The sequence below is a fragment of the Marinobacter litoralis genome, assembly GCF_003336705.1.
GTDB classification, from domain to species: domain Bacteria; phylum Pseudomonadota; class Gammaproteobacteria; order Pseudomonadales; family Oleiphilaceae; genus Marinobacter; species Marinobacter litoralis.
The window spans coordinates 395,035-413,949 of record NZ_QMDL01000003.1 but is presented as its reverse complement, the minus strand read 5'-3'; the positions used below and the strand labels follow the sequence as shown (position 1 = coordinate 413,949).

Annotated in this window: 19 protein-coding genes; 13 read left to right on the top strand and 6 right to left on the bottom strand. The window is 55.3% G+C overall.

Features of this window, described 5'->3' with window-relative positions; translation table 11 throughout:
• Nucleotides 1-33 precede the first annotated feature (33 nt).
• The 7 genes from dprA to DOQ08_RS11600 all read left to right on the top strand — a co-directional run bounded on the left by dprA (nucleotide 34) and on the right by DOQ08_RS11600 (nucleotide 5,622).
• Nucleotides 34-1,173 carry a DNA-processing protein DprA gene (dprA, locus tag DOQ08_RS11630; protein ID WP_227537625.1) on the top strand — a complete coding sequence of 380 codons (1,140 nt, stop codon included), beginning with the start codon at nucleotides 34-36 and terminating at the stop codon, nucleotides 1,171-1,173.
• Nucleotides 1,174-1,219: 46 nt separating this feature from the next.
• Entirely contained in the window at nucleotides 1,220-1,792 is a 573-nt protein-coding gene (locus tag DOQ08_RS11625; protein WP_114335087.1) for an L-threonylcarbamoyladenylate synthase, read from the top strand.
• A gap of 8 nt (nucleotides 1,793-1,800) precedes the next feature.
• The gene (gene hemF / locus DOQ08_RS11620) at nucleotides 1,801-2,730 is read left to right on the top strand and encodes an oxygen-dependent coproporphyrinogen oxidase (RefSeq protein ID WP_114335086.1); all 930 of its coding nucleotides are present in this window, start codon (nucleotides 1,801-1,803) and stop codon (nucleotides 2,728-2,730) included.
• Entirely contained in the window at nucleotides 2,720-3,547 is an 828-nt protein-coding gene (gene aroE / locus DOQ08_RS11615) for a shikimate dehydrogenase (RefSeq protein ID WP_114335085.1), read from the top strand. The genes hemF and aroE overlap by 11 nt, the downstream gene beginning before the upstream one ends.
• A gap of 35 nt (nucleotides 3,548-3,582) precedes the next feature.
• A complete protein-coding gene (locus DOQ08_RS11610; protein WP_114335084.1) occupies nucleotides 3,583-4,356 on the top strand; it encodes a motility protein A in 774 nt (257 codons plus the stop codon).
• A gap of 3 nt (nucleotides 4,357-4,359) precedes the next feature.
• Nucleotides 4,360-5,193, top strand: a complete 834-nt coding sequence (locus tag DOQ08_RS11605) for a flagellar motor protein MotB (protein ID WP_227537624.1) — start codon at nucleotides 4,360-4,362, stop codon at nucleotides 5,191-5,193.
• A gap of 117 nt (nucleotides 5,194-5,310) precedes the next feature.
• Complete coding sequence (locus DOQ08_RS11600; RefSeq protein WP_114335083.1) at nucleotides 5,311-5,622, top strand: PA4642 family protein; 312 nt, start codon at nucleotides 5,311-5,313, stop codon at nucleotides 5,620-5,622.
• Nucleotides 5,623-5,635: 13 nt separating this feature from the next.
• Here DOQ08_RS11600 and DOQ08_RS11595 read toward each other — a convergent pair whose 3' ends face one another.
• On the bottom strand, nucleotides 5,636-6,175 hold the full coding sequence (locus tag DOQ08_RS11595) for a gamma carbonic anhydrase family protein (RefSeq protein WP_114335082.1): 540 nt from the start codon (nucleotides 6,173-6,175) through the stop codon (nucleotides 5,636-5,638).
• 210 nt (nucleotides 6,176-6,385) lie between these two features.
• Here DOQ08_RS11595 and prlC point away from each other — a divergent pair, with 210 nt between their 5' ends.
• Nucleotides 6,386-8,431 (top strand): oligopeptidase A, encoded by a 2,046-nt coding sequence (gene prlC / locus DOQ08_RS11590; RefSeq protein WP_114335081.1) that lies wholly within the window; start codon nucleotides 6,386-6,388, stop codon nucleotides 8,429-8,431.
• 55 nt (nucleotides 8,432-8,486) lie between these two features.
• Nucleotides 8,487-8,738, top strand: a complete 252-nt coding sequence (locus tag DOQ08_RS11585; protein WP_114335080.1) for a YheV family putative zinc ribbon protein — start codon at nucleotides 8,487-8,489, stop codon at nucleotides 8,736-8,738.
• 358 nt (nucleotides 8,739-9,096) lie between these two features.
• On the opposite strand, the gene DOQ08_RS11580 is transcribed toward DOQ08_RS11585, so the two are convergent.
• Both DOQ08_RS11580 and DOQ08_RS11575 read right to left on the bottom strand, forming a co-directional pair.
• Nucleotides 9,097-10,419, bottom strand: a complete 1,323-nt coding sequence (locus DOQ08_RS11580) for a Na+/H+ antiporter family protein (RefSeq protein WP_114335079.1) — start codon at nucleotides 10,417-10,419, stop codon at nucleotides 9,097-9,099.
• Between the two features lie 111 nt (nucleotides 10,420-10,530).
• Nucleotides 10,531-10,764 (bottom strand): DUF1653 domain-containing protein, encoded by a 234-nt coding sequence (locus tag DOQ08_RS11575; protein ID WP_114335078.1) that lies wholly within the window; start codon nucleotides 10,762-10,764, stop codon nucleotides 10,531-10,533.
• A 102-nt stretch (nucleotides 10,765-10,866) separates the two neighbouring features.
• Between DOQ08_RS11575 and DOQ08_RS11570 the strand changes: the two genes are divergently transcribed.
• On the top strand, nucleotides 10,867-12,636 hold the full coding sequence (locus tag DOQ08_RS11570; RefSeq protein WP_227537623.1) for a sensor domain-containing diguanylate cyclase: 1,770 nt from the start codon (nucleotides 10,867-10,869) through the stop codon (nucleotides 12,634-12,636).
• Between the two features lie 3 nt (nucleotides 12,637-12,639).
• Here DOQ08_RS11570 and DOQ08_RS11565 read toward each other — a convergent pair whose 3' ends face one another.
• The 3 genes from DOQ08_RS11565 to DOQ08_RS11555 all read right to left on the bottom strand — a co-directional run bounded on the left by DOQ08_RS11565 (nucleotide 12,640) and on the right by DOQ08_RS11555 (nucleotide 15,338).
• Nucleotides 12,640-13,026: a DoxX family protein gene (locus tag DOQ08_RS11565; RefSeq protein WP_114335077.1), complete on the bottom strand. Its 387-nt coding sequence runs from the start codon at nucleotides 13,024-13,026 to the stop codon at nucleotides 12,640-12,642.
• A gap of 123 nt (nucleotides 13,027-13,149) precedes the next feature.
• Nucleotides 13,150-13,800: a hypothetical protein gene (locus DOQ08_RS11560; RefSeq protein WP_114335076.1), complete on the bottom strand. Its 651-nt coding sequence runs from the start codon at nucleotides 13,798-13,800 to the stop codon at nucleotides 13,150-13,152.
• 197 nt (nucleotides 13,801-13,997) lie between these two features.
• Entirely contained in the window at nucleotides 13,998-15,338 is a 1,341-nt protein-coding gene (locus tag DOQ08_RS11555) for an MATE family efflux transporter (RefSeq protein ID WP_114335075.1), read from the bottom strand.
• A gap of 191 nt (nucleotides 15,339-15,529) precedes the next feature.
• Between DOQ08_RS11555 and coxB the strand changes: the two genes are divergently transcribed.
• The 3 genes from coxB to DOQ08_RS11540 are packed head-to-tail and all read left to right on the top strand — an operon-like array spanning nucleotide 15,530 to nucleotide 18,900.
• A complete protein-coding gene (gene coxB / locus DOQ08_RS11550; protein WP_114335074.1) occupies nucleotides 15,530-16,654 on the top strand; it encodes a cytochrome c oxidase subunit II in 1,125 nt (374 codons plus the stop codon).
• 58 nt (nucleotides 16,655-16,712) lie between these two features.
• A complete protein-coding gene (gene ctaD / locus DOQ08_RS11545) occupies nucleotides 16,713-18,296 on the top strand; it encodes a cytochrome c oxidase subunit I (RefSeq protein ID WP_114335073.1) in 1,584 nt (527 codons plus the stop codon).
• Nucleotides 18,297-18,309: 13 nt separating this feature from the next.
• Nucleotides 18,310-18,900, top strand: a complete 591-nt coding sequence (locus DOQ08_RS11540) for a cytochrome c oxidase assembly protein (RefSeq protein ID WP_114335072.1) — start codon at nucleotides 18,310-18,312, stop codon at nucleotides 18,898-18,900.
• The last annotated feature ends 15 nt before the right edge of the window (nucleotides 18,901-18,915 follow it).

Sequence of the window (18,915 nt, the reverse complement as noted above, 5' to 3'; positions counted from 1 at the left end):
CGCCCGGCCATTGTTGTTTTCAAGGATGAAAAAATGTCGGAACAGGAATTTCTGCAGTCTGAGGCTGGCCGCTGGCTGGTGCTTTCGCTTCTCCCCCGGTTTGGTGTGCGCGTTCGTGAAAGAGTGCAGACTAACACCGCCAGTCTGGTTGATGCCCTTGATCTGAACGCCGCGACCCTCAAAGCGTTAGGCCTAGGGACAGAAGCCATTGAATTGATTCACGCCTGGCAAGGGGGAGATGTCCATCACCCGAAAATCCAGCACGCGCTCTGGATTCATCAGGCATGCCAGCAACATGGCATTGCGATTATTGGTCAGAGTCATCCCGATTTCCCGGAGGCGCTGCGGCAGATACACAATGCGCCGCTGGTGCTCTACCTGTTGGGCGATAGCCGGTTGTTGTTGCAAGATCAGATTGGCGTAGTAGGCAGTCGCAATGCCACCCGGCAAGGCTTGGATCATGCTCGTCAATTTGCCGCAGAGCTGAGCAAGCGCGGCCTGTTGATCACCAGTGGGCTGGCACTGGGCATTGATGGCGCAGCCCATGCAGGCGCGCTGGATGCCGGGTACCCGACCATTGCGGTGGTGGGGTGCGGATTGGACCGGCTTTACCCGGCGCAGCATCGGAAACTGGCCCACCGCATTGTGGATAACGGGCTTATTGTGTCGGAATACCCGCCGGGTACTCAGGCCCGGGCCGCCTATTTTCCGCAACGGAACCGGATTATCAGTGGTTTGAGCCGAGGCGTGCTGGTGGTCGAGGCCAGTCTGAAAAGCGGGTCGTTAATCACCGCGAGAACGGCTCTTGAGCAAGGTCGCGAGGTGTTCGCCATTCCCGGCTCGATCCACAGCTCGGTCGCCAAAGGTTGTCATCAATTGATCAAGCAGGGGGCCCGACTGGTCGAAACGGCCGACGATGTGCTGGAAGAATTAGGCACTTGGTGGTCGATGCAAGCAGCGCCCGCGCCCGAGGCTGCCGGCCCGGTCGAGAAACCGGATCTGGACAGTCGGGAAATCGCGGTATTCGAGGCTTTGGGGTATGATCCACAGTCTACCGATGCACTGAGTCTTGCCACCGGATTACCGGCGGATCAGTTGATGCAGTCGCTTTTGCTGCTGGAATTGGAAGGTTTGGCGTATTCCGCTCCGGGCGGATACTTGCGGCGAGGCTAACCGGTGCATTTCCACTATCTGATCAAGCAGGTTGTACGATTTCTTTATGTCGCCAACGTCGTCCTTGAATGCCTGGCAACTGCATTGTGCCCGCCGCACGGTGTTGTCCGGCGGAGTAATTGCTTACCCCACCGAAGCGGTCTGGGGTTTGGGGTGTGACCCCTGGAATCAACAGGCGGTAGAGCGCATCCTCGAGTTGAAACAGCGGCCAATGGCCAAGGGTATGATTCTGGTGGCGTCGTCCATCGATCAGGTGCGGTTTCTTTTGGACCCTCTGCCTCGTGTGTTGCAATGGGAAGCCGAGCAGCATTGGCCGGGGCCCATCACGTGTTTGATACCGGATGTACTTGAGCAAATTCCGGAATGGGTGCGGGGGCAACACAGCACCATCGCGGTTCGCGTATCTGATCACCCCTTGGTACAGGATCTGTGCGAAGCAACCGGGATGCCGCTGGTTTCAACCTCATGTAACCCGGCAGGCCGCGCGCCTGCTCGTAACATTTGGCAAGTGCGACGTTATTTCGGCAAGGAACTCGACCGGGTGATACCGGGCGCACTCGGGGGCAACCGTAATCCCAGCCGTATTATCGATATCCTCACCGGAAAACAGTTTCGTTAGGAGCAAGCATGTCACAGCAGCCGGACTCTCAGGCCGTTAAAGCGTATCTACTGGGCCTTCAGGACCGCATTTGTCAGCGATTGGAAGCGCTGGATGGTCAGGCTTCCTTCATCGAGGACAGCTGGGAACGGCCGGAAGGAGGCGGCGGTATCAGCCGGGTCATTTCTGAGGGCAAAGTGTTTGAAAAAGGCGGCGTGAACTTCTCCCACGTGATGGGCGACACCATGCCGCCATCGGCCACGGCGCATCGGCCTCATCTGGCGGGAGCACCCTGGCAGGCTATGGGGGTGTCGTTGGTGATGCACCCGGAGAACCCGTATGTGCCAACCTCTCACGCCAACGTCCGTTTTTTCATTGCAACACCTGAAAAGGGTGAACCGGTGTACTGGTTTGGCGGTGGTTACGATCTGACGCCCTACTACGGTTTTGACGAAGACTGCGTGCACTGGCATCGCACCGCCCGCAACGCCTGTGAGCCGTTCGGTGACGACGTTTACTCAAGGTTCAAGCACTGGTGCGACGAGTATTTTTACCTGAAGCACCGGCAGGAACCTCGCGGTGTCGGCGGACTGTTCTTTGATGATCACAATACCGGCGATTTCGACCGGGACTTTGCCTTCATGCAATCCGTGGGCGACAGTTACATTGAGGCCTATGAGCCCATTGTAAAGCGCCGGATGGATCATGCGTGGGGTGAGCGGGAACGAGATTTCCAACTCTATCGCCGTGGACGTTATGTGGAATTCAATCTGGTGTATGACCGTGGCACGCTGTTTGGCTTGCAGTCAGGAGGCCGGACGGAGTCTATCTTGATGTCGCTGCCACCCATGGTGCGCTGGGATTACAGTCGCCAGCCGGAGCCCGGCAGCGAGGAGGCCCGGCTAACCGATTACTTCCTCACGGACCGAAACTGGTTGGAGGGTATTGATGAACAATGAACTCTACGCGGTTGTCGGAAATCCGATTAACCACAGTAAATCGCCCCGGATTCACAGCTTGTTTGCGCAGCAAACCGGCGAGCCGGTGGAGTACACAGCGATTCAGGCTCCGCTGGACGATTTTGCCGGCACCGTAAAGCAGTTCTTTGAAGGCGGCGGAAAAGGTCTGAATGTCACCGTGCCGTTTAAAGAGGATGCTTGGGCGCTTGCCGAGCACAGAACATCCAGAGCGGAAAAAGCCGGGGCGGCCAATACGCTGTACCTGGATCAAGAAAATGATCTTGTGGCCGATAACACAGATGGCGTCGGTATTGTTCGTGACCTGCGGGACAACCAGAAAGTACCGCTCAAAGGCGCGCGTATTCTTGTGCTGGGCGCTGGAGGTGCCGTACGGGGTGTACTGGGCCCGATACTGGCGGAACAGCCTGCAGCATTGACCCTGGCGAATCGCACCGTCGCCAAAGCTGAGGCCTTGGTCCGGTTGTTTGCTGACGAGGCCGCCAACATTGAGTTGTCGGCCTGTGGTTTCGAGCAGCCGGGACAGCCGTTTGATGTGATTATCAACGGCACCAGCGCCAGTTTGCAGGGGGATTTACCTCCGATCTCGGGGAATGTGATCGGGCCGGATACGGTGGTGTACGACATGATGTACTCTCTGCAAACCACCACGTTCAACCAGTGGGCGTTGGATAACGGTGCTCAAAGGGTATACGACGGATTGGGTATGTTAATCGAGCAGGCGGCAGAGGCGTTTCATGTGTGGCGGGGTGTCCGCCCGGAAACCTCTCCGGTTGTGGACGAACTAAGAAACGACTGAGCCGAGGTTAATAACGTCGGCCATAAGGGAAGGTCATGGATATTCTGACGCTTGTCGGGCTGCTTGCCGGAGTTGTGATTGTGCTGCTTGCCATGTTGGCAAACGCGTCGATCTCCACCTTCCTGAATCTGCCGGGCTTGGCCATTGTGCTTGGCGGTACCTTTGCGGTGACTTTGATTAAGTTCCGGTTGCCCACCGTTGCCAGTGCCTTTCGGCTGGCGGCAAAAACCGTGTTCACCGATCGCCTTCCCCGTCCATCTTCGTTAATTTTAGAAGTGGGTGAACTGGGCCGGATGGTCCGTAAAGAGGGCATTCTGGGCCTCGAAGAACACGAAGCCAGCGACGAATTTCTGAAAAAAGCCATTACCTTGTGCGTTGATGGCCACCCGCCGGAATTGGTCGAAGAAGCCTTGCTGCAGGAAAGCCAGCAAATCGCCGAGCGCTATGACGTGGCCGAGCGGGTGTTTCGCGGTATTGGTGAATCTGCGCCGGCTATCGGCATGCTGGGCACCCTGATTGGCTTGGTGCAGATGTTGAATACCCTTGATGACCCTTCCAGCATCGGGCCGGCCATGGCCATCGCCCTGTTAACGACGTTGTATGGGGCCTTTCTTGCTCAGTTGATTGCCCTGCCCCTGGCGGAAAAACTGCAGCTTAAAGCCGAAGACGATGCTCGTAATCAAATGCTGATCATCACCTCGATCAAGAGCATTATGCGAGGTGAAAACCCAAGGGTGATGACTGAGTTCCTGTCTTCCTACCTGCCTCCCGAGCACCGGAACGGTCTTGCGCCTGAAAAGGAGGCATAAGGTTTGTTGCTGCCCGGGGCTCGTAAACGGCAAAAGGCCAAAAGCGGTGCGCCAGACTGGATTGTAACCTTTGCTGATCTGGCCACCTTGCTGCTGACTTTTTTTATTCTGCTGCTGTCGTTTGCGGAAATGGATGTGGAAAAGTATCGAGCCATGGCCAATTCCATGTCGGTGGCGTTTGGTTCCCAGAACGTTATTGGTGAAGGGATTGGAGGGTCGCCGATTACGCTGGTGGAATCCAATACGGTGTCACTGCCCGAACCGTCTGACAGCTTGCAAGACCAGCCTGAATTTATTGATGAACGAGCGGAGAAGCCGGAAATCCGGCAGATCCCGGGTGGGGTTCTGGATTTGAGTTCCAGACTGGTGCGAGAGCTGGAACCGGAAGCTGCGGCCGGTACGTTGCAAGTGAATTATGACGAAGATCAGGTGGTGATCCGCTTTGCCGAAGAAGCCACGTTCCGGTCCGGGGATGCGGCCATTAAACCCAGCATGATTCCGATTATTGAGCGGGTCGTGACGGTTTTAGCCGGTTGCGATGGTGATGTGGTGGTGTCAGGCCACTCCGACGATCGCCCCATTTCCAGCAGTAAATACCGTTCTAACTGGGATCTTTCCGCGGCTCGAGCTGTCTCTGTGGTGCATGAACTGGTGATGAACCGGCAAATTCCTGCGGACCGGGTGATGGCGGCCGGACGCGCTGAAACCCGGCCGTTGGCAGCGAACGATAGCCCTGAAAACCGCGCCTTGAACCGCCGGGTGGAAATTTCCATTCGAAACCCGGAGTGCCAGACGGCCGAAGCGGTTGGCGATCTTCCTGTTGAAATTCTACCCTGACACGGCTTGCCTTATGCTTGCAGTGTAGATCCTCATAGTACTTTCATATAACTGACACAGTTTCAAAGCCTTATACTGTGCGGCCTTAATACCTGGAATCCATTGGGAGTAAGAGCAATGAGCGGACCGGATAAACCGAAAGTCCTTGATGAAGTGTGGAGTGACGAGCGGGTAAAAAGCTTCCTGGATCTGGAGCCTTATGACAAGACGGTGCAGGCGGATCATTTTGTCCTGTTACGTGCCTATGAAGCCATGCGTGCCGAGGATTTCGAGCGCTTTGTCGGCTTCTTTGTTGCCGCAGGCCGCAACCTGGATGCCACCGACGAGCACGGCGAGACCATGCTGGACCGTATCTCCAAGCATGGCCGCAGCGGCGATTACGCCCGCGCACTGGAAAACGCAGGCGCCAAAGCACCAGCCGGAAACTGAGTTCCGGCTGAGCTTATTCTGAAGCTTCGAGGTATTCGTTCTTCAGCTTCACGTAGTTGGCAGCGGTGTACTTGAAGAAGGTTTTCTCTTTGTCGCTCAACGCTCTTGCTTGTTTGCAGGGCGAGCCGACATAGAGGTAACCGGATTCAAGCCGCTTGCCCGGCGGTACCAAGGTGCCTGCCCCGATGATCACCTCGTCTTCGACCACGGCCCCATCCATCACAGTGCATCCCATGCCGACCAGCACCCGGCTGCCAATGGTGCATCCGTGCAGCAGGGCTTTGTGGCCAACGGTCACATCGTCGCCCAGAATCAGCGGCCAACCACCCGGGTTGAAATCGCTGGCGTGGGTGATGTGCAAAACCGACCCGTCCTGAATGCTGCAGCGGTCGCCAATGCGGATTTTATGCATATCGCCGCGGATCACAGTCATCGGCCAGACCGAGCAATCGTCGCCCATTTCCACATCGCCGATCACCACGGCACTCTCGTCTACCCAGGTACTTTTACCAAATTTTGGTGTGCTACCCTTGTGAGTTCGTACATTCGCCATTACATATACCTCTATAACGTTTCCCGGAGGTTGGGGGCGCGTGTGGGATAGGTCTTTCCAAAACTGTGCGGAGCCATGGATGGCGGAGCTCAAGCGTCACATGGACGTGCCGAAGGAGCGTGTTTTGGAAAGACCTATCCCACACGTGCCATGCACCAATGTGTGATATCGGGAAGCTACCCTAAACATGAACCGCTGAGAAGGGGACCTATGAATAACCCGCTACTGACTGACGATCTGCTGCCGAAGTTCGAGCACATTCGCACCGAGCACATGGAAACGGCGATTGACCAGATTCTCAGCAAGAACCGGATGAAAATCCAATCGCTGGCCGATCAGGAAGATCCTACTTGGGATACCTTAGTTCAGCCCATGCAGGCGATGGAAAACGACCTGAGCAATGCCTGGTCCGTGATCTCCCACCTGAACGGTGTGATGAACAACGACGACCTGCGCAAGGTGTATAAAAACTGCCTGGAAAAGCTGACCGAGTACAGCACCGAAATCAGTCAGAATGAAGCCCTGTGCAATGCCTATAAGAAACTCGCAGCACGGGACGATTTTAAAGATCTGAGCGAAGCCCAGCGCAAGTCCATCGAGAACACCCTGCGCGATTTCCACTTGGGCGGTGTTGATCTGCCGGAGGACAAGAAAAAGCGTTACGCGGACTTGTCCCGAGAGTTGGCCGAGCTGTCGAACAAGTTCAGCGACAACGTATTGGACGCTACCCAGAACTGGTTCAAGCACATTACCGATGTCAGTGAATTATCCGGTGTGCCGGAAAGCGCCCTCGACGGTGCCAAGCAGACCGCCCGGCAGAAAGAGTTGGATGGTTATGTGATTACTTTGGACTTTCCCAGTTTCCATCCGGTGATGACTTACTGTGATAACCGCGAGCTGCGCCGGGAAGTGTACGAAGCCTTCGTTACCCGCGCGTCAGACCAAGGCCCGGATGCGGGCACTTGGGACAACACTCCGGTAATGGCCGAGATTCTCAAGCGCCGTCATGCATTGGCGCAGCTGCTGGGCTTTAACAATTACGCCGAGCGTTCGCTGGCCAAGAAAATGGCCCGTAGCGTGGACGAAGTTCTGGAATTCCTGAACCAGCTGGCGGAGAAGTCCAAGCCGCAAGCCGAGAAGGAATTTGCCGAGCTGAAGGCGTTTGCCAAAGACGAACACGGTGTAGACGACCTGCAAGCCTGGGATGTGGGCTATTACAGCGAGAAGCTACGTCAGAAACGCTACGACATTTCCCCGGAAACCCTGCGTCCCTGGTTCCCTGTGGATAAAGTGGTGCCGGGCCTGTTCCGGGTGGCTGAGAAGCTGTTTGGTATTCAGATCGAGGCAAAGCCCGAAGTCGAAACCTGGCACGAAGACGCCACAGCCTACTGCATCAGCCGCAATGGTGAGCCCATTGCCTGGTTCTATCTGGACCTGTTCGCCCGCCAAGGTAAACGTGGCGGAGCCTGGATGGCCGATTGCCGGGTACGCTGGCGCAACATGCGCGGCCAGCTGCAGCTGCCGGTTGCCTTCCTGACCTGTAACTTCACCCCGCCGGTGGATGGCAAACCGTCACTGCTGACCCACGACGAAGTGACCACCCTCTTCCACGAGTTCGGTCACGGCCTGCACCACATGCTCACACAAGTTGAGGTCATGGACGTGTCCGGCATCAACGGCGTGGCGTGGGATGCCGTTGAGCTGCCGTCCCAGTTCCTGGAAAACTGGTGCTGGAATCCGGAATCTCTGGCGTTGATTGCCAGCCACCACGAAACCGGAGAACCGCTGCCGGAAGATCTGCTGCAGAAACTGCTGGCGGCGAAAAACTTCCAGTCCGGTATGGGCATGGTGCGCCAGTTGGAGTTCTCGTTGTTCGATTTCCGCTTACACGCGGAGTTCACCGACGAAGCCCCCACCAACCCACTCGATATGCACCGCAAGGTGCGCGAAAACATCGCCGTGGTGCAGTCGCCCGAGTTTAACCGCTTCCCGAACGCCTTCTCCCACATATTCGCGGGTGGTTACGCTGCGGGCTATTACAGCTACAAGTGGGCTGAGGTGCTGGCGGCCGATGCCTTCTCGTTGTTCGAGGAAAAAGGCATCTTCGACCCGGAAACCGGCAAGGCGTTCTTGCAGAACATTCTGGAAAAAGGCGGTTCGCAGGAGCCCATGGAGTTGTTCAAAGCCTTCCGTGGCCGTGAGCCTCAGGTGGATGCGTTGTTGGAGCAATCTGGCATCACCGGCGAAGTAGCCTGATACAATGAAAGCTGGCCGTGCTATTGCGGCCAGCTGGTTAATCTGGAGTTGAGTTATGCCGAGTCCAAAGCGTTTTATCGCCGGTGCGGTGTGTCCGCGCTGTGCGGAGATGGACAAAATTACGATGTTCACGGACGACAAAGGCGATCAGGTGCGTGAGTGCGTGGCCTGTGGTTATACCGATGCCCTGTCTGAGGTTGAGCAGCCAGCGGCACCTGAAATTGAGACCCGGGTGAATAAGCGGGGCAATGAGGACGACCATACGGTTAAACAGGTGGTGTTTTTTAAGGCTGGTTCTGAGGACTGACTTGTCTTGGAGTATGGCTCTGTAGCCTGTTGGTTTGGGAGATGGTCGGGGTTCGGGAGAGGGGGCCAAAACGGAAAACGTGGTTTCCCTGATAGTTTTGGCCCCCTCTCCCGAACCCCTTTTTTCTGGCCTTTTTAGAATCGCTTGGGTGCTTGAGGCGTTTTCAGAAAAACATCAAAAAGTGCTTTTTCGTTCTCTTTAGTCTTTACCCCAGAGATTCCTCCAAAGATAAACGTTCGGGGTTGGTGGGGGGTGTCAAAACTATCAGGGAAACCACGTTTTCCGTTTTGACACCCCCCACCAACCCCGAACCACCCCGCAAAAAAGCAGGCTACAAAAAGGCAGGCTACTTAAAAAGTTAAAGAACCATAGCCGCCAACCACCCAAAGCCAAGCAGTGGCAAGTTGTAGTGCAGGAAGGTCGGAACAACCGTATCCCAAATGTGGTTGTGCTGACCGTCTACGTTCAAACCAGCCGTTGGCCCAAGGGTGGAGTCAGACGCCGGGGAGCCAGCATCACCCAGAGCACCGGCGGTGCCTACCAAGGCAACAATGGCCAACGGACTGAAGCCCATTTGCAGAGCCAGCGGAACGTACAACGCCGCGATGATGGGAATGGTGGAGAACGACGAGCCGATACCCATAGTAATCAGCAGGCCAACTACCAACATCAGTAGCGCCGCAAGAGGCTTGTTCTCGCCGATGGTTGCCACCGAACCTTCTACCAAGCTGGCGATTTCGCCGGTTTCCCGCATCACTTCTGCAAAACCATTGGCAGCGATCATGATGAAGCCGATCATCGCCAGCATTTTCATGCCTTCGGTGAACAAGTCATCCGCTTCCTGCCATTTAACAACACCCGACAGGTTGAACAGAACGAAACCTGCCAGAGCGCCCAAAATCATAGAGCCCAGCCACAGCTGAACTACGAAGGCTACAACAATGGCGATCAGAGCCATGATCAGGGTTTTCGGGCTGTATTTCACATCCACCCGCTCGGTCTGGCTGATCAGTTTCAGATCGTAGCCGCGACCGCCGCGGTAGCTGAAGAACACCGCAATCAGCAGACCCACCAACATACCCAAAGCGGGCAACGCCATAGCGGACATGACGTTAAGCTCACTGGCATCTACGCCGTTGTCTGCTACGTTAGCCAATAGAATTTCATTCAGGTAAATGCCGCCGAAGCCTACCGGCAGGAACATGTACGGAGTGATCAAACCGAAGGTCAGTGCACAGGCCACCAAACGGCGGTCCATATGAAGCTTGGCCATAACGTACAGCAGCGGCGGCACCACCAGCGGGATAAAGGCGATGTGAATCGGCAGGATGTTCTGGGAAGACATCGCAACGGCAACCAGCAGACCGATGATCATGAAGCGAATGCCGGTGGCTGCGCCGCCTTCGTCTTGCTTGCCGACCAGAGCCAGGGCCTTGTCGGCTAAGGCATGAGCGAGGCCCGATTTACCGATAGCCACAGCGAAGGCGCCCAAAGTAGCGTATGATAAAGCTACAGTTGCGCCGCCGCCCAAGCCGGCGTTAAAGGCATCAATGGTGGATTCGAGAGACATACCTGCAACTAGGCCACCAGATATGGCTCCGACAATCAGGGCAACAACAACGTGGATGCGGCACAAGCTCAGTACGAGCATGATCAGTACCGCGGCAACAACGGCATTCATGGCAAACTCCGGCTGGAAACTGAAGGTTAGCTGGCACTTTCAGGGCACCAGCGGTACGAAAAGTGGGCTAATGTGCAGGAAATGGCCGTTCCAGTCAAAGTGGTTGTGTAACTAACGGTTGGAGTCTATTCGGGCAAACCGGGGAACTTCTTCCCCTGCCACCTGAACGGTTTCGCGGAACATGCTGAGCGGGCGCACCCACAGGCTGTGGTCTCCATACAAGCAGCGGTAGACCACAAGCGATTCTTCGGTTTCGCTGTGCCGTGCCACGCCAATGACTTCGTAATCCCGGCCTTTGTAATGGCGGTAGCGGCCCGGTGAAACAGGTTGCGGAGATCGGCTCATAAATGTTGCCCCATGCGAAGTGAGCTATGCTCAAAGTGTGCGTAACGTTCAGCCTGTAGAATCTGAATTTCCAGCCGGCCGATGAGCAATGGTAGACATGTTGTGAGAGCTATTCTATTTATTTTGCTGTATCTGATCAGCCCGATAGCCTTGTCTGGCCCGGTAGCGTTTCAATGGCTGGCAGTGCCTTATGGCGAGCTCACACTGGAGGACGTTCGCTCTTCACCTGCGACCGAGTGGCACACGGTATCTGCGGAAGACACCTTCAATCACGGCTTCAGCGACAAGGATTATTGGTTAAAAGTCTCTCTGCCTGTGGATAAACGTAACCGACTCTTGGTTATTGGCTATCCGTTGCTGGATGAAGTGTCTGTGTACTGGACGGTTGCCGGGCAATTGATCGAAACCCACCACACTGGTGATAAGCTTCCGTTCAGCAGTCGTCCGATCGTCCATCGTAACTTTGTTTTTTTAGTCCCTGCCTCTACTGAACCCTTGACCGCTTGGGTGCGAGCGCACACAGATGGTTCGGCTCAGATACCGGTCTCAGTGACAGCCTCTGCGGAGTTTCTGGCGAAGGAGCAAGCGTCGTTTGGCTGGCAAGCCATGTTTGTCGGCGTCGTTTTAGCACTGGTTTTGTATAACTTCTTTTTGTTTGTGATGGTGCGTGACACAACCTACTTGTGGTACGTGGCGACAGTATTTACCACGAGCTTGGTTCAACTTAACTTTAACGGCTTACTGTTTCAGTGGTTGTGGCCAAACACCCCGTGGCTGAATGAGTTCGTAACCGCTCCGTTAGTTGGAGCCGCTTTAATTTTCGGTGTGACTTTCACGATCAAGTTTTTGTCCTTAAGGCATTTCAGCCTAGCCAGCTATCGCCTGCTTTGGCTGATTCGATTACTCGCCATTCTGTTACTTGGGTACAGCATTTTCGTGTCGTATCACACGGGGATTGCTTTGGTAAGCGCCTTGGCGGCTATCGGCACACCGATGGTTTGGCTGGTGGCGTTGAGGCTCTGGCGTCGGGGGCAGGCGTTGGCGGGTTATTATGTTTTGGCGTGGACGCCTCTTTTAGTGGGGCATCTAGCCTTAGCCACGAGCAAACTGGGGTTAATTCCCCGGAGTTTGTTTACCGAAATGGCTCCGCAAGCCGGGGTGGCGATTGAAGCGGTATTACTGTCCTTTGCCTTGGCCTACCGAATCAATATTGAACGCCAGAAGCGCCAGGAAGCACAAGATCATGCGTTGGCGGTGCAGCGAGACGCGAATCTGACCCTGGAGAGTCGGGTTCAGGCCCGGACCGAAGAGCTGCAAAAGGCCAATGAATTGCTTAAAGCGGCAAGCTTGACCGATGGCCTGACCGGTGTTGCCAATCGTCGACGTTTTGACGAGAAATTGAATGAAGAGTGGCAGCGGGCCGTGCGTCATGACCAGGAACTCAGCTTGATCTTGGTGGATATCGATCACTTCAAAAAGGTGAACGACACCTTGGGCCACCTAACCGGAGACGATTGTCTGGTAGCGGTCGCCCATGCCATCGACAACGAAGTGCAGCGTGCTATTGATCTACTTGCCCGATACGGCGGCGAGGAGTTTGCGGTACTGCTGCCAACCACGGGTAGCGAGGGCGCTGAGATCGTAGCGGAGCGCCTGAGGGTGGCGATTGAAAGTTCTCCGGTGGATTCGGGTGACGGTAAAACTCCGGTAAATCTTACCATCAGTCTCGGGGTCGCCACCCTTCTGGCGAGCCAACATACCGACCCGCAAGAGTTGATACGGCGCGCGGATGAAGCGCTTTACCGAGCCAAGAATACAGGTCGCAACCGGGTAGTTGTCTGGCGGGATAGCCAGACAACTACCATTAATTGAAGCTCAGTTTTTCAGTTTGTATCGGCCCGGGCCGAGGAAGATAACGGCTAAAGCCGAGAACAAGAAGAAGCCTTGCAGTTCCAGTGACCAGCCGCCATTGCTGCTTAGCGAAAGCAGTTGATGGCTGTGTACCAGCGCGATCGCGACGATCATGTTGAAGACTACAATGAGCGCGCCAATGCGGGTCTGGTAGCCCAAAATGATCATTAGCGGGGCGATAATCTCACCGACGTAAACGCCATAGGCTAGGATGGCCGGCAAGTTGTGGCTGACCAGTTGGCTTTCAATGAATCCAATTCCATTAAGCAACTTAGACACCCCGTGGAACAGCAGAAGGCCGCCAAGAGTGAGTCGAATAATCAGTTTTCCCAAATCTGCATTGTCCAACACGTGAGAGTATCTCCTTAATTATTTCAACCAGTAAGGTGAGTTGCGGTGATCAGTTTAGCGAGTTGGCAAGTAGCCGAAAAGGAGCGGGGTTAATCTGGGTTGGCTGAAGCCTTGACCAAACGGTTAAAGCATTCCTGGCCGGAGTGAAAACTGAATGTGATTGCGATCCAGCAGGTGCTCCCAAAATTGGCGCATCCAGTCCCAGGCGCGGTTGTTGACCTGATTCACGAAAGGTTCGAGATCGAGGCTGTAGTAGTCGGGAGTGCCAGCAATCTGAAGTACCGTGATGGTAATGGCATCATCGAGTTCATTGGCAAACGGTTCGCCAATCAGTTCGTGCACCAGCAGGTTGGCACGAGTGGCCTCAAGGTCAATGAGTTCGCTGGCACGGATGGAACGGTTGTTGTCGTGCATCTCCTCCATCAGACGATGGCACATGTAGGCACGGATGAGCAGCCCGTCCAAACCGTCGTACTGAACCAGTAAAACAGAGGGCTGGGTGAAGTATTGGGCTGCGCCGTCGATGAACGGTTTAAACAGCTCTCTGATACCGGCTTCCTGAGCGCATGCATCGACACACTCGATCAGGCGCGGGGCCATCTCGATGTACTCGACGGCGAACTGAAACAGGCTTGTGGCAGGGTTTGAACCGCCCACCACAATAGAAGCTGGCAATCGATCCACCTTTTCTTTCATTTGTTGCAGAAAGCTGCCGGAGCGAGCTTCTTTGCGTCGAGCCTGATCAATAATCTCGAGGACTGCTTGTGGTGTCATTGCAGGAGATGCCGCTGTTTGTACGAGTTGAGGTCGCAAGGCCCCTCCTTGGTCATACCAAGAGCAACCGGAAGCAGGTTATGGGGTGGCTGGCCACCACGATATGCCTGCCATTTCTCGTTATTGTAGCCAAAATTCTCGAGGTTGCTGCCATAGAGTGTTAAATAACGTTACAACTGCGGACGCTTGATTTCGGTTCAGTGAGTTTGAAACCAGCGGTCGTGGCGGGTGTACCGCCAACATAGCCAGCCCATACTGGCGGCCCGGGCCAGCATCAGGCTGATCAGTGACAGCCACAAGCCATGATTGCCCCAGTCGGTTGTTAGCCACCAAACAGGAAGAAACACCACGAGGGCCGAAAACAGCATGGTGTTTTGCATCTCCCGGGTGCGGGTGGCGCCAATAAAGACACCATCCAGCAGAAATCCCCAGACCGCGGCGAAAGGCAGTAACCACAGCCAAGGTAGATACTTCCAGGCTGTGAGCTGCACCCCCTCAATATCGGTCAGCAAACTGATCAACCATCGACCGCCAAGTACGAACGCAACCGTAAGCAGCAGTGCACCCCATATCGACCAACGCAGGGCGCTGCTGAACACCGTTTTAAACTGGTCTTTGCTGCCTTTGCCAATGGCTTCGCCAATCAATGCTTCGGCCGCATTGGCAAAACCATCCAGAGCGTTAGAAATAACCAGCAGGAAGGTGATCAAAACTGCGTTGGCGGCCAGTATGATGTCCCCTTGGCGGGCGCCCTGTGCGGTAAAAAAGGCGAGCACCAGCAGCAAAGCGATGGTGCGCACCATGATGAAACGGTTGACCTGAAGAATCCGAAGATAATCGGATATTTTCCCGAACAGCTCCTTGGTCAGCTTTTGACCCTCGGGCATGCGTTTGAGCACGATGACGAAACCGATCGTGGTGGCGCCGTACTCGGCCAGAACGGTGGCCATGGCAACGCCGCGGCTGTTCCAGCCTAAGACCGTTACAAAGAAAATATCCAAAGCGATGTTGATGCCGTTGGCAATGATCAGCATCACCATCGGGCCCCGGGGATACTGGGTGCCGATCAGCCAGCCCACCAAAGTGTACTGGCACAGTACGGCGGGCGCGCTCCAGATACGAATCGAGGCGTACTCAGCTGCCAGTTCAGCCACCGCCGGGCTCGGGTTCATTAAATGCAAGCCAAGGGTGATTAACGGCTGGTGAAAAAGGATCAGCAACAAGCCTATACCCACAGCAAGCATCAGCGAGCGCAACAGCAGCGCGACTTGAGCGAAGGAATCCTGTTGGCCCCAGGCCTGCGCGGCCAGACCGGTGGTCCCCATGCGCATAAAACCGAAGGTCCAGTACAAAATACTGAACAGGTTAGCGCCAACTGCAACCGCACCGAGATATTCCGGGTTATCCAGATGGCCCAGCACGGCGGTATCTACCAACCCCAAAAGCGGCACCGTGAGGTTCGTCAACATCAGCGGCCAGGCAAGCAGCCACAGGCGCTGGTCTGTGGGGCTGAAGATTGCTTTATGCGAATTACTCATTAAAACGGGCCGTTTATCTCATTTAGGTTTAATTGGATTTTTAGTGTTTTGCTAATCACTGGCTACACTGAGCAATGATGTATCCATAAGCAGGCTTTCACTCGCGGTTGTTCCGGTGTTGCGAGCACCGGAACCGACCGCTGAGGGATGACGCAAAATCCGACAAGAATAACACTCTGTGGAGACACAGTATGCGCGTGCATGCCAAGCGGGCACTTGCCCTAGTTACTGGTCTGTTGCTTCCGACTGTTGTCATGGCGGACTGGACCATGAACATGACGCCGGGCGTAACCGGTACCAGTAATCAGATATTCAGCCTTCACATGACCATTCTATGGATCTGCGTAGCCATCGGCGTGGTGGTGTTCGGGGTCATGTTTTGGTCGATCTTTGCCCACCGCAAGTCACAGGGCCACAAAGCAGCCAACTTCCATGAACACACATGGGTGGAAATACTTTGGACTGCTATTCCATTTGCCATTCTGGTCGCCATGGCGGTGCCAGCCACGGCAACACTCATCGAAATGTACGACACCACCGAATCCGAGGTCGATATCAAGATCACCGGGTATCAGTGGCGTTGGCAGTACGAGTATATCAATGAGGACTTCGGTTATTTCTCCAGCTTATCGACGCCTCGCGATCAGATTGAGAATCGTCAGGCGAAGGGTGAGAACTATCTGCTTGAGGTGGACAAGCCGCTGGTGATTCCGGTTGGTAAGAAGGTTCGTTTCCTGTTAACGGCCAACGACGTGATCCACTCTTGGTGGGTGCCGGCATTTGGTGTGAAAAAAGACGCTATTCCGGGCTTTATTAATGAAACCTGGACCCGGGTGGACGAACCCGGAATCTACCGCGGTCAGTGCACCGAGCTGTGTGGTAAAGACCATGGCTTCATGCCAGTGGTGGTCGAAGCCGTGCCCGAAGAGGAATATCTGGCTTGGGTGGCAGAGCAAAAAGAAGCCGCCGAAGCGGAGCGTCAGCTGACCCAGAAAGACTGGACCTTGGATGAGTTGATAGAGCGTGGCGAGAAGGCCTATGCCAGTGCTTGTGCAAGCTGTCACCAACCGAACGGTGCGGGTATGCCCCCGGCCTTCCCGGCGCTTAAGGGTAGCCCGATTGTCACCGGCGATATGGTGGCACACATCGATATTGTGGTGAACGGGGTTTCCGGCACCGCGATGCAGGCCTTTGGCGGGCAGTTGAGCGAGGTAGACCTGGCGGCTGTGATTACCTACGAGCGGAATGCCTGGGGTAATAACACCGGTGAGATGGTCACACCGAAAGAGATCTTCGATTTCAAGAATAAAGAGTAGTTGACGCCAGATAACAACAATCACCAGCCATAACAAAACGGCGGTAACGGGGGTTTTCATGAGTGCGGTTGCAGATACCCACAACCAGGAACATCACCACGGCCCGGCCAAAGGCATCAGCCGTTGGTTGTTGACCACTAATCATAAAGACATCGGGTCTATGTACCTGATCTTCAGCTTCGCTATGTTTCTGCTGGGCGGCAGCATGGCGATGGTCATACGGGCAGAATTATTCCAGCCGGGTTTGCAGATTGTTCAGCCCGAGTTTTTTAACCAGATGACCACCATGCACGGCCTGATCATGGTATTCGGGGCGGTTATGCCCGCGTTCGTGGGTTTGGCCAACTGGATGTTGCCACTGATGATTGGTGCGCCCGACATGGCCTTGCCACGGATGAACAACTGGAGTTTCTGGCTACTGCCCTGTGCCTTCCTGATCCTGGTGTCCACACTGTTTATGGAAGGCGGCGCACCCAACTTTGGCTGGACCTTCTATGCGCCTTTGTCCACGACTTACGGGCCACCAAGTACCACCTTCTTCATTTTTGCCATCCACATCATGGGTGTGTCGTCCATCATGGGTGCCATTAACGTGATCGCCACCATTCTGAACCTGCGCGCACCGGGCATGACCCTGATGAAAATGCCCCTGTTCGTATGGACCTGGCTAATTACGGCGTTTCTGTTGATTGCGGTGATGCCGGTGCTGGCCGGTGCGGTCACCATGATGCTGATGGACATTAACTTCGGCACCAGTTTCTTTGACGCCTCGGGCGGCGGCGACCCGGTGTTGTTCCAGCATGTGTTCTGGTTCTTCGGGCATCCAGAGGTGTATATCATGATTCTGCCGGCGTTCGGGGCCATTTCTCACATTGTGCCGGCGTTCTCCCGCAAGCCGCTGTTTGGCTACGCCTCCATGGTGTATGCGGTGGGCGCTATTGCCCTGCTCTCGTTCCTGGTGTGGGCGCACCACATGTTTACCGTGGGCATTCCGCTGGCGGGGCAGCTGTTCTTTATGTATGCCACCCTGCTGATTGCAGTGCCCACCGGGGTCAAGGTTTTCAACTGGGTGACTACCATGTTCCGGGGTTCGCTGAGCTTTGAGGCGCCCATGCTGTTTGCCGTCGCCTTTATCATCCTGTTTACCATCGGCGGCTTCTCCGGCTTGATGCTGGCCATTGCCCCGGCGGACTTCCAGTACCACGACACCTACTTTGTGGTGGCACACTTCCACTATGTTCTGGTGCCGGGGGCCATCTTCGGCATCTTCGCCTCGGCCTATTTCTGGTTGCCGAAATGGACCGGCAACATGTACGACGAAACGCTCGCCAAGACTCACTTCTGGTTGTCGTTCGTGGGCATGAACCTGGCCTTCTTCCCCATGCATTTCCTCGGTTTGGCGGGCATGCCACGGCGGATTCCGGATTACGCGCTGCAGTTCGCCGATTTCAACATGGTGTCGAGCATTGGCGCCTTCATGTTTGGCGTTACGCAACTGTTGTTCCTGTTCATCGTGGTGAAGTGTGCCCGTGGCGGTGAGAAAGCACCGGCAAAACCGTGGGATGGCGCAGAAGGTCTGGAGTGGACGGTTCCATCCCCTGCGCCTTATCACACCTTCACAATACCCCCTGAAGTGAAGTAAACGGGAGTTAGTCATGGCCTATCCGCAGCAAGGCAAGCGCAGTAACAGCCGGGTCATTGCCTGGTGCATGAGCGGCGTGGTGGGCATGTTCGCGTTTGGATTTGCCCTGGTTCCCTTGTACGACGTGTTTTGTGACATCACCGGAATAAACGGCAAAACCAGTGGCCGCTATGAAGCGGGTGCCAGTGATCAGGTGGATGAAAACCGAACCGTCACCGTGCAGTTTCTGGCCAGCAATGGCCCGGGAATGACGTGGGAATTCCGCCCTGTGGTACGCAGCGTGAAGGTGCACCCTGGTGAACCGATGACCGTGAATTTCTTTGCTTCTAATCCGACGGACAGCAACATGGTGGGCCAAGCAGTGCCCAGTCTGTCGCCGTCGGAAGGCACGCTGTATTTCCACAAGACAGAATGTTTTTGCTTCAATCAGCAACCACTGGAGGCGGGCGAAAGCGTGGAGATGCCGCTGGTGTTTATCGTGGATCCGGAGTTGCCTGAACACATTACCAAGCTGACGTTGTCCTACACCCTGTACGATCAGGGTAAGCCCGTGGAAGTTTCTGGCCCTGCAACGGCAGACACAATAACCAACAATAACGGCTAAGCCATCGGAGAGAGC

Excerpts from the sequence above, each read along its gene's own strand:
- dprA (WP_227537625.1), top strand. The coding sequence starts at position 34 with ATGTCGGAACAGGAATTTCTGCAGTCTGAGGCTGGCCGCTGGCTGGTG.
- DOQ08_RS11625 (WP_114335087.1), top strand. The coding sequence starts at position 1,220 with ATGTCGCCAACGTCGTCCTTGAATGCCTGGCAACTGCATTGTGCCCGC.
- hemF (WP_114335086.1), top strand. The coding sequence starts at position 1,801 with ATGTCACAGCAGCCGGACTCTCAGGCCGTTAAAGCGTATCTACTGGGC.
- aroE (WP_114335085.1), top strand. The coding sequence starts at position 2,720 with ATGAACAATGAACTCTACGCGGTTGTCGGAAATCCGATTAACCACAGT.
- DOQ08_RS11610 (WP_114335084.1), top strand. The coding sequence starts at position 3,583 with ATGGATATTCTGACGCTTGTCGGGCTGCTTGCCGGAGTTGTGATTGTG.
- DOQ08_RS11600 (WP_114335083.1), top strand. The coding sequence starts at position 5,311 with ATGAGCGGACCGGATAAACCGAAAGTCCTTGATGAAGTGTGGAGTGAC.
- DOQ08_RS11595 (WP_114335082.1), bottom strand. The coding sequence starts at position 6,175 with ATGGCGAATGTACGAACTCACAAGGGTAGCACACCAAAATTTGGTAAA.
- prlC (WP_114335081.1), top strand. The coding sequence starts at position 6,386 with ATGAATAACCCGCTACTGACTGACGATCTGCTGCCGAAGTTCGAGCAC.
- DOQ08_RS11585 (WP_114335080.1), top strand. The coding sequence starts at position 8,487 with ATGCCGAGTCCAAAGCGTTTTATCGCCGGTGCGGTGTGTCCGCGCTGT.
- DOQ08_RS11580 (WP_114335079.1), bottom strand. The coding sequence starts at position 10,419 with ATGAATGCCGTTGTTGCCGCGGTACTGATCATGCTCGTACTGAGCTTG.
- DOQ08_RS11575 (WP_114335078.1), bottom strand. The coding sequence starts at position 10,764 with ATGAGCCGATCTCCGCAACCTGTTTCACCGGGCCGCTACCGCCATTAC.
- DOQ08_RS11560 (WP_114335076.1), bottom strand. The coding sequence starts at position 13,800 with ATGACACCACAAGCAGTCCTCGAGATTATTGATCAGGCTCGACGCAAA.
- DOQ08_RS11555 (WP_114335075.1), bottom strand. The coding sequence starts at position 15,338 with ATGAGTAATTCGCATAAAGCAATCTTCAGCCCCACAGACCAGCGCCTG.
- coxB (WP_114335074.1), top strand. The coding sequence starts at position 15,530 with ATGCGCGTGCATGCCAAGCGGGCACTTGCCCTAGTTACTGGTCTGTTG.
- ctaD (WP_114335073.1), top strand. The coding sequence starts at position 16,713 with ATGAGTGCGGTTGCAGATACCCACAACCAGGAACATCACCACGGCCCG.
- DOQ08_RS11540 (WP_114335072.1), top strand. The coding sequence starts at position 18,310 with ATGGCCTATCCGCAGCAAGGCAAGCGCAGTAACAGCCGGGTCATTGCC.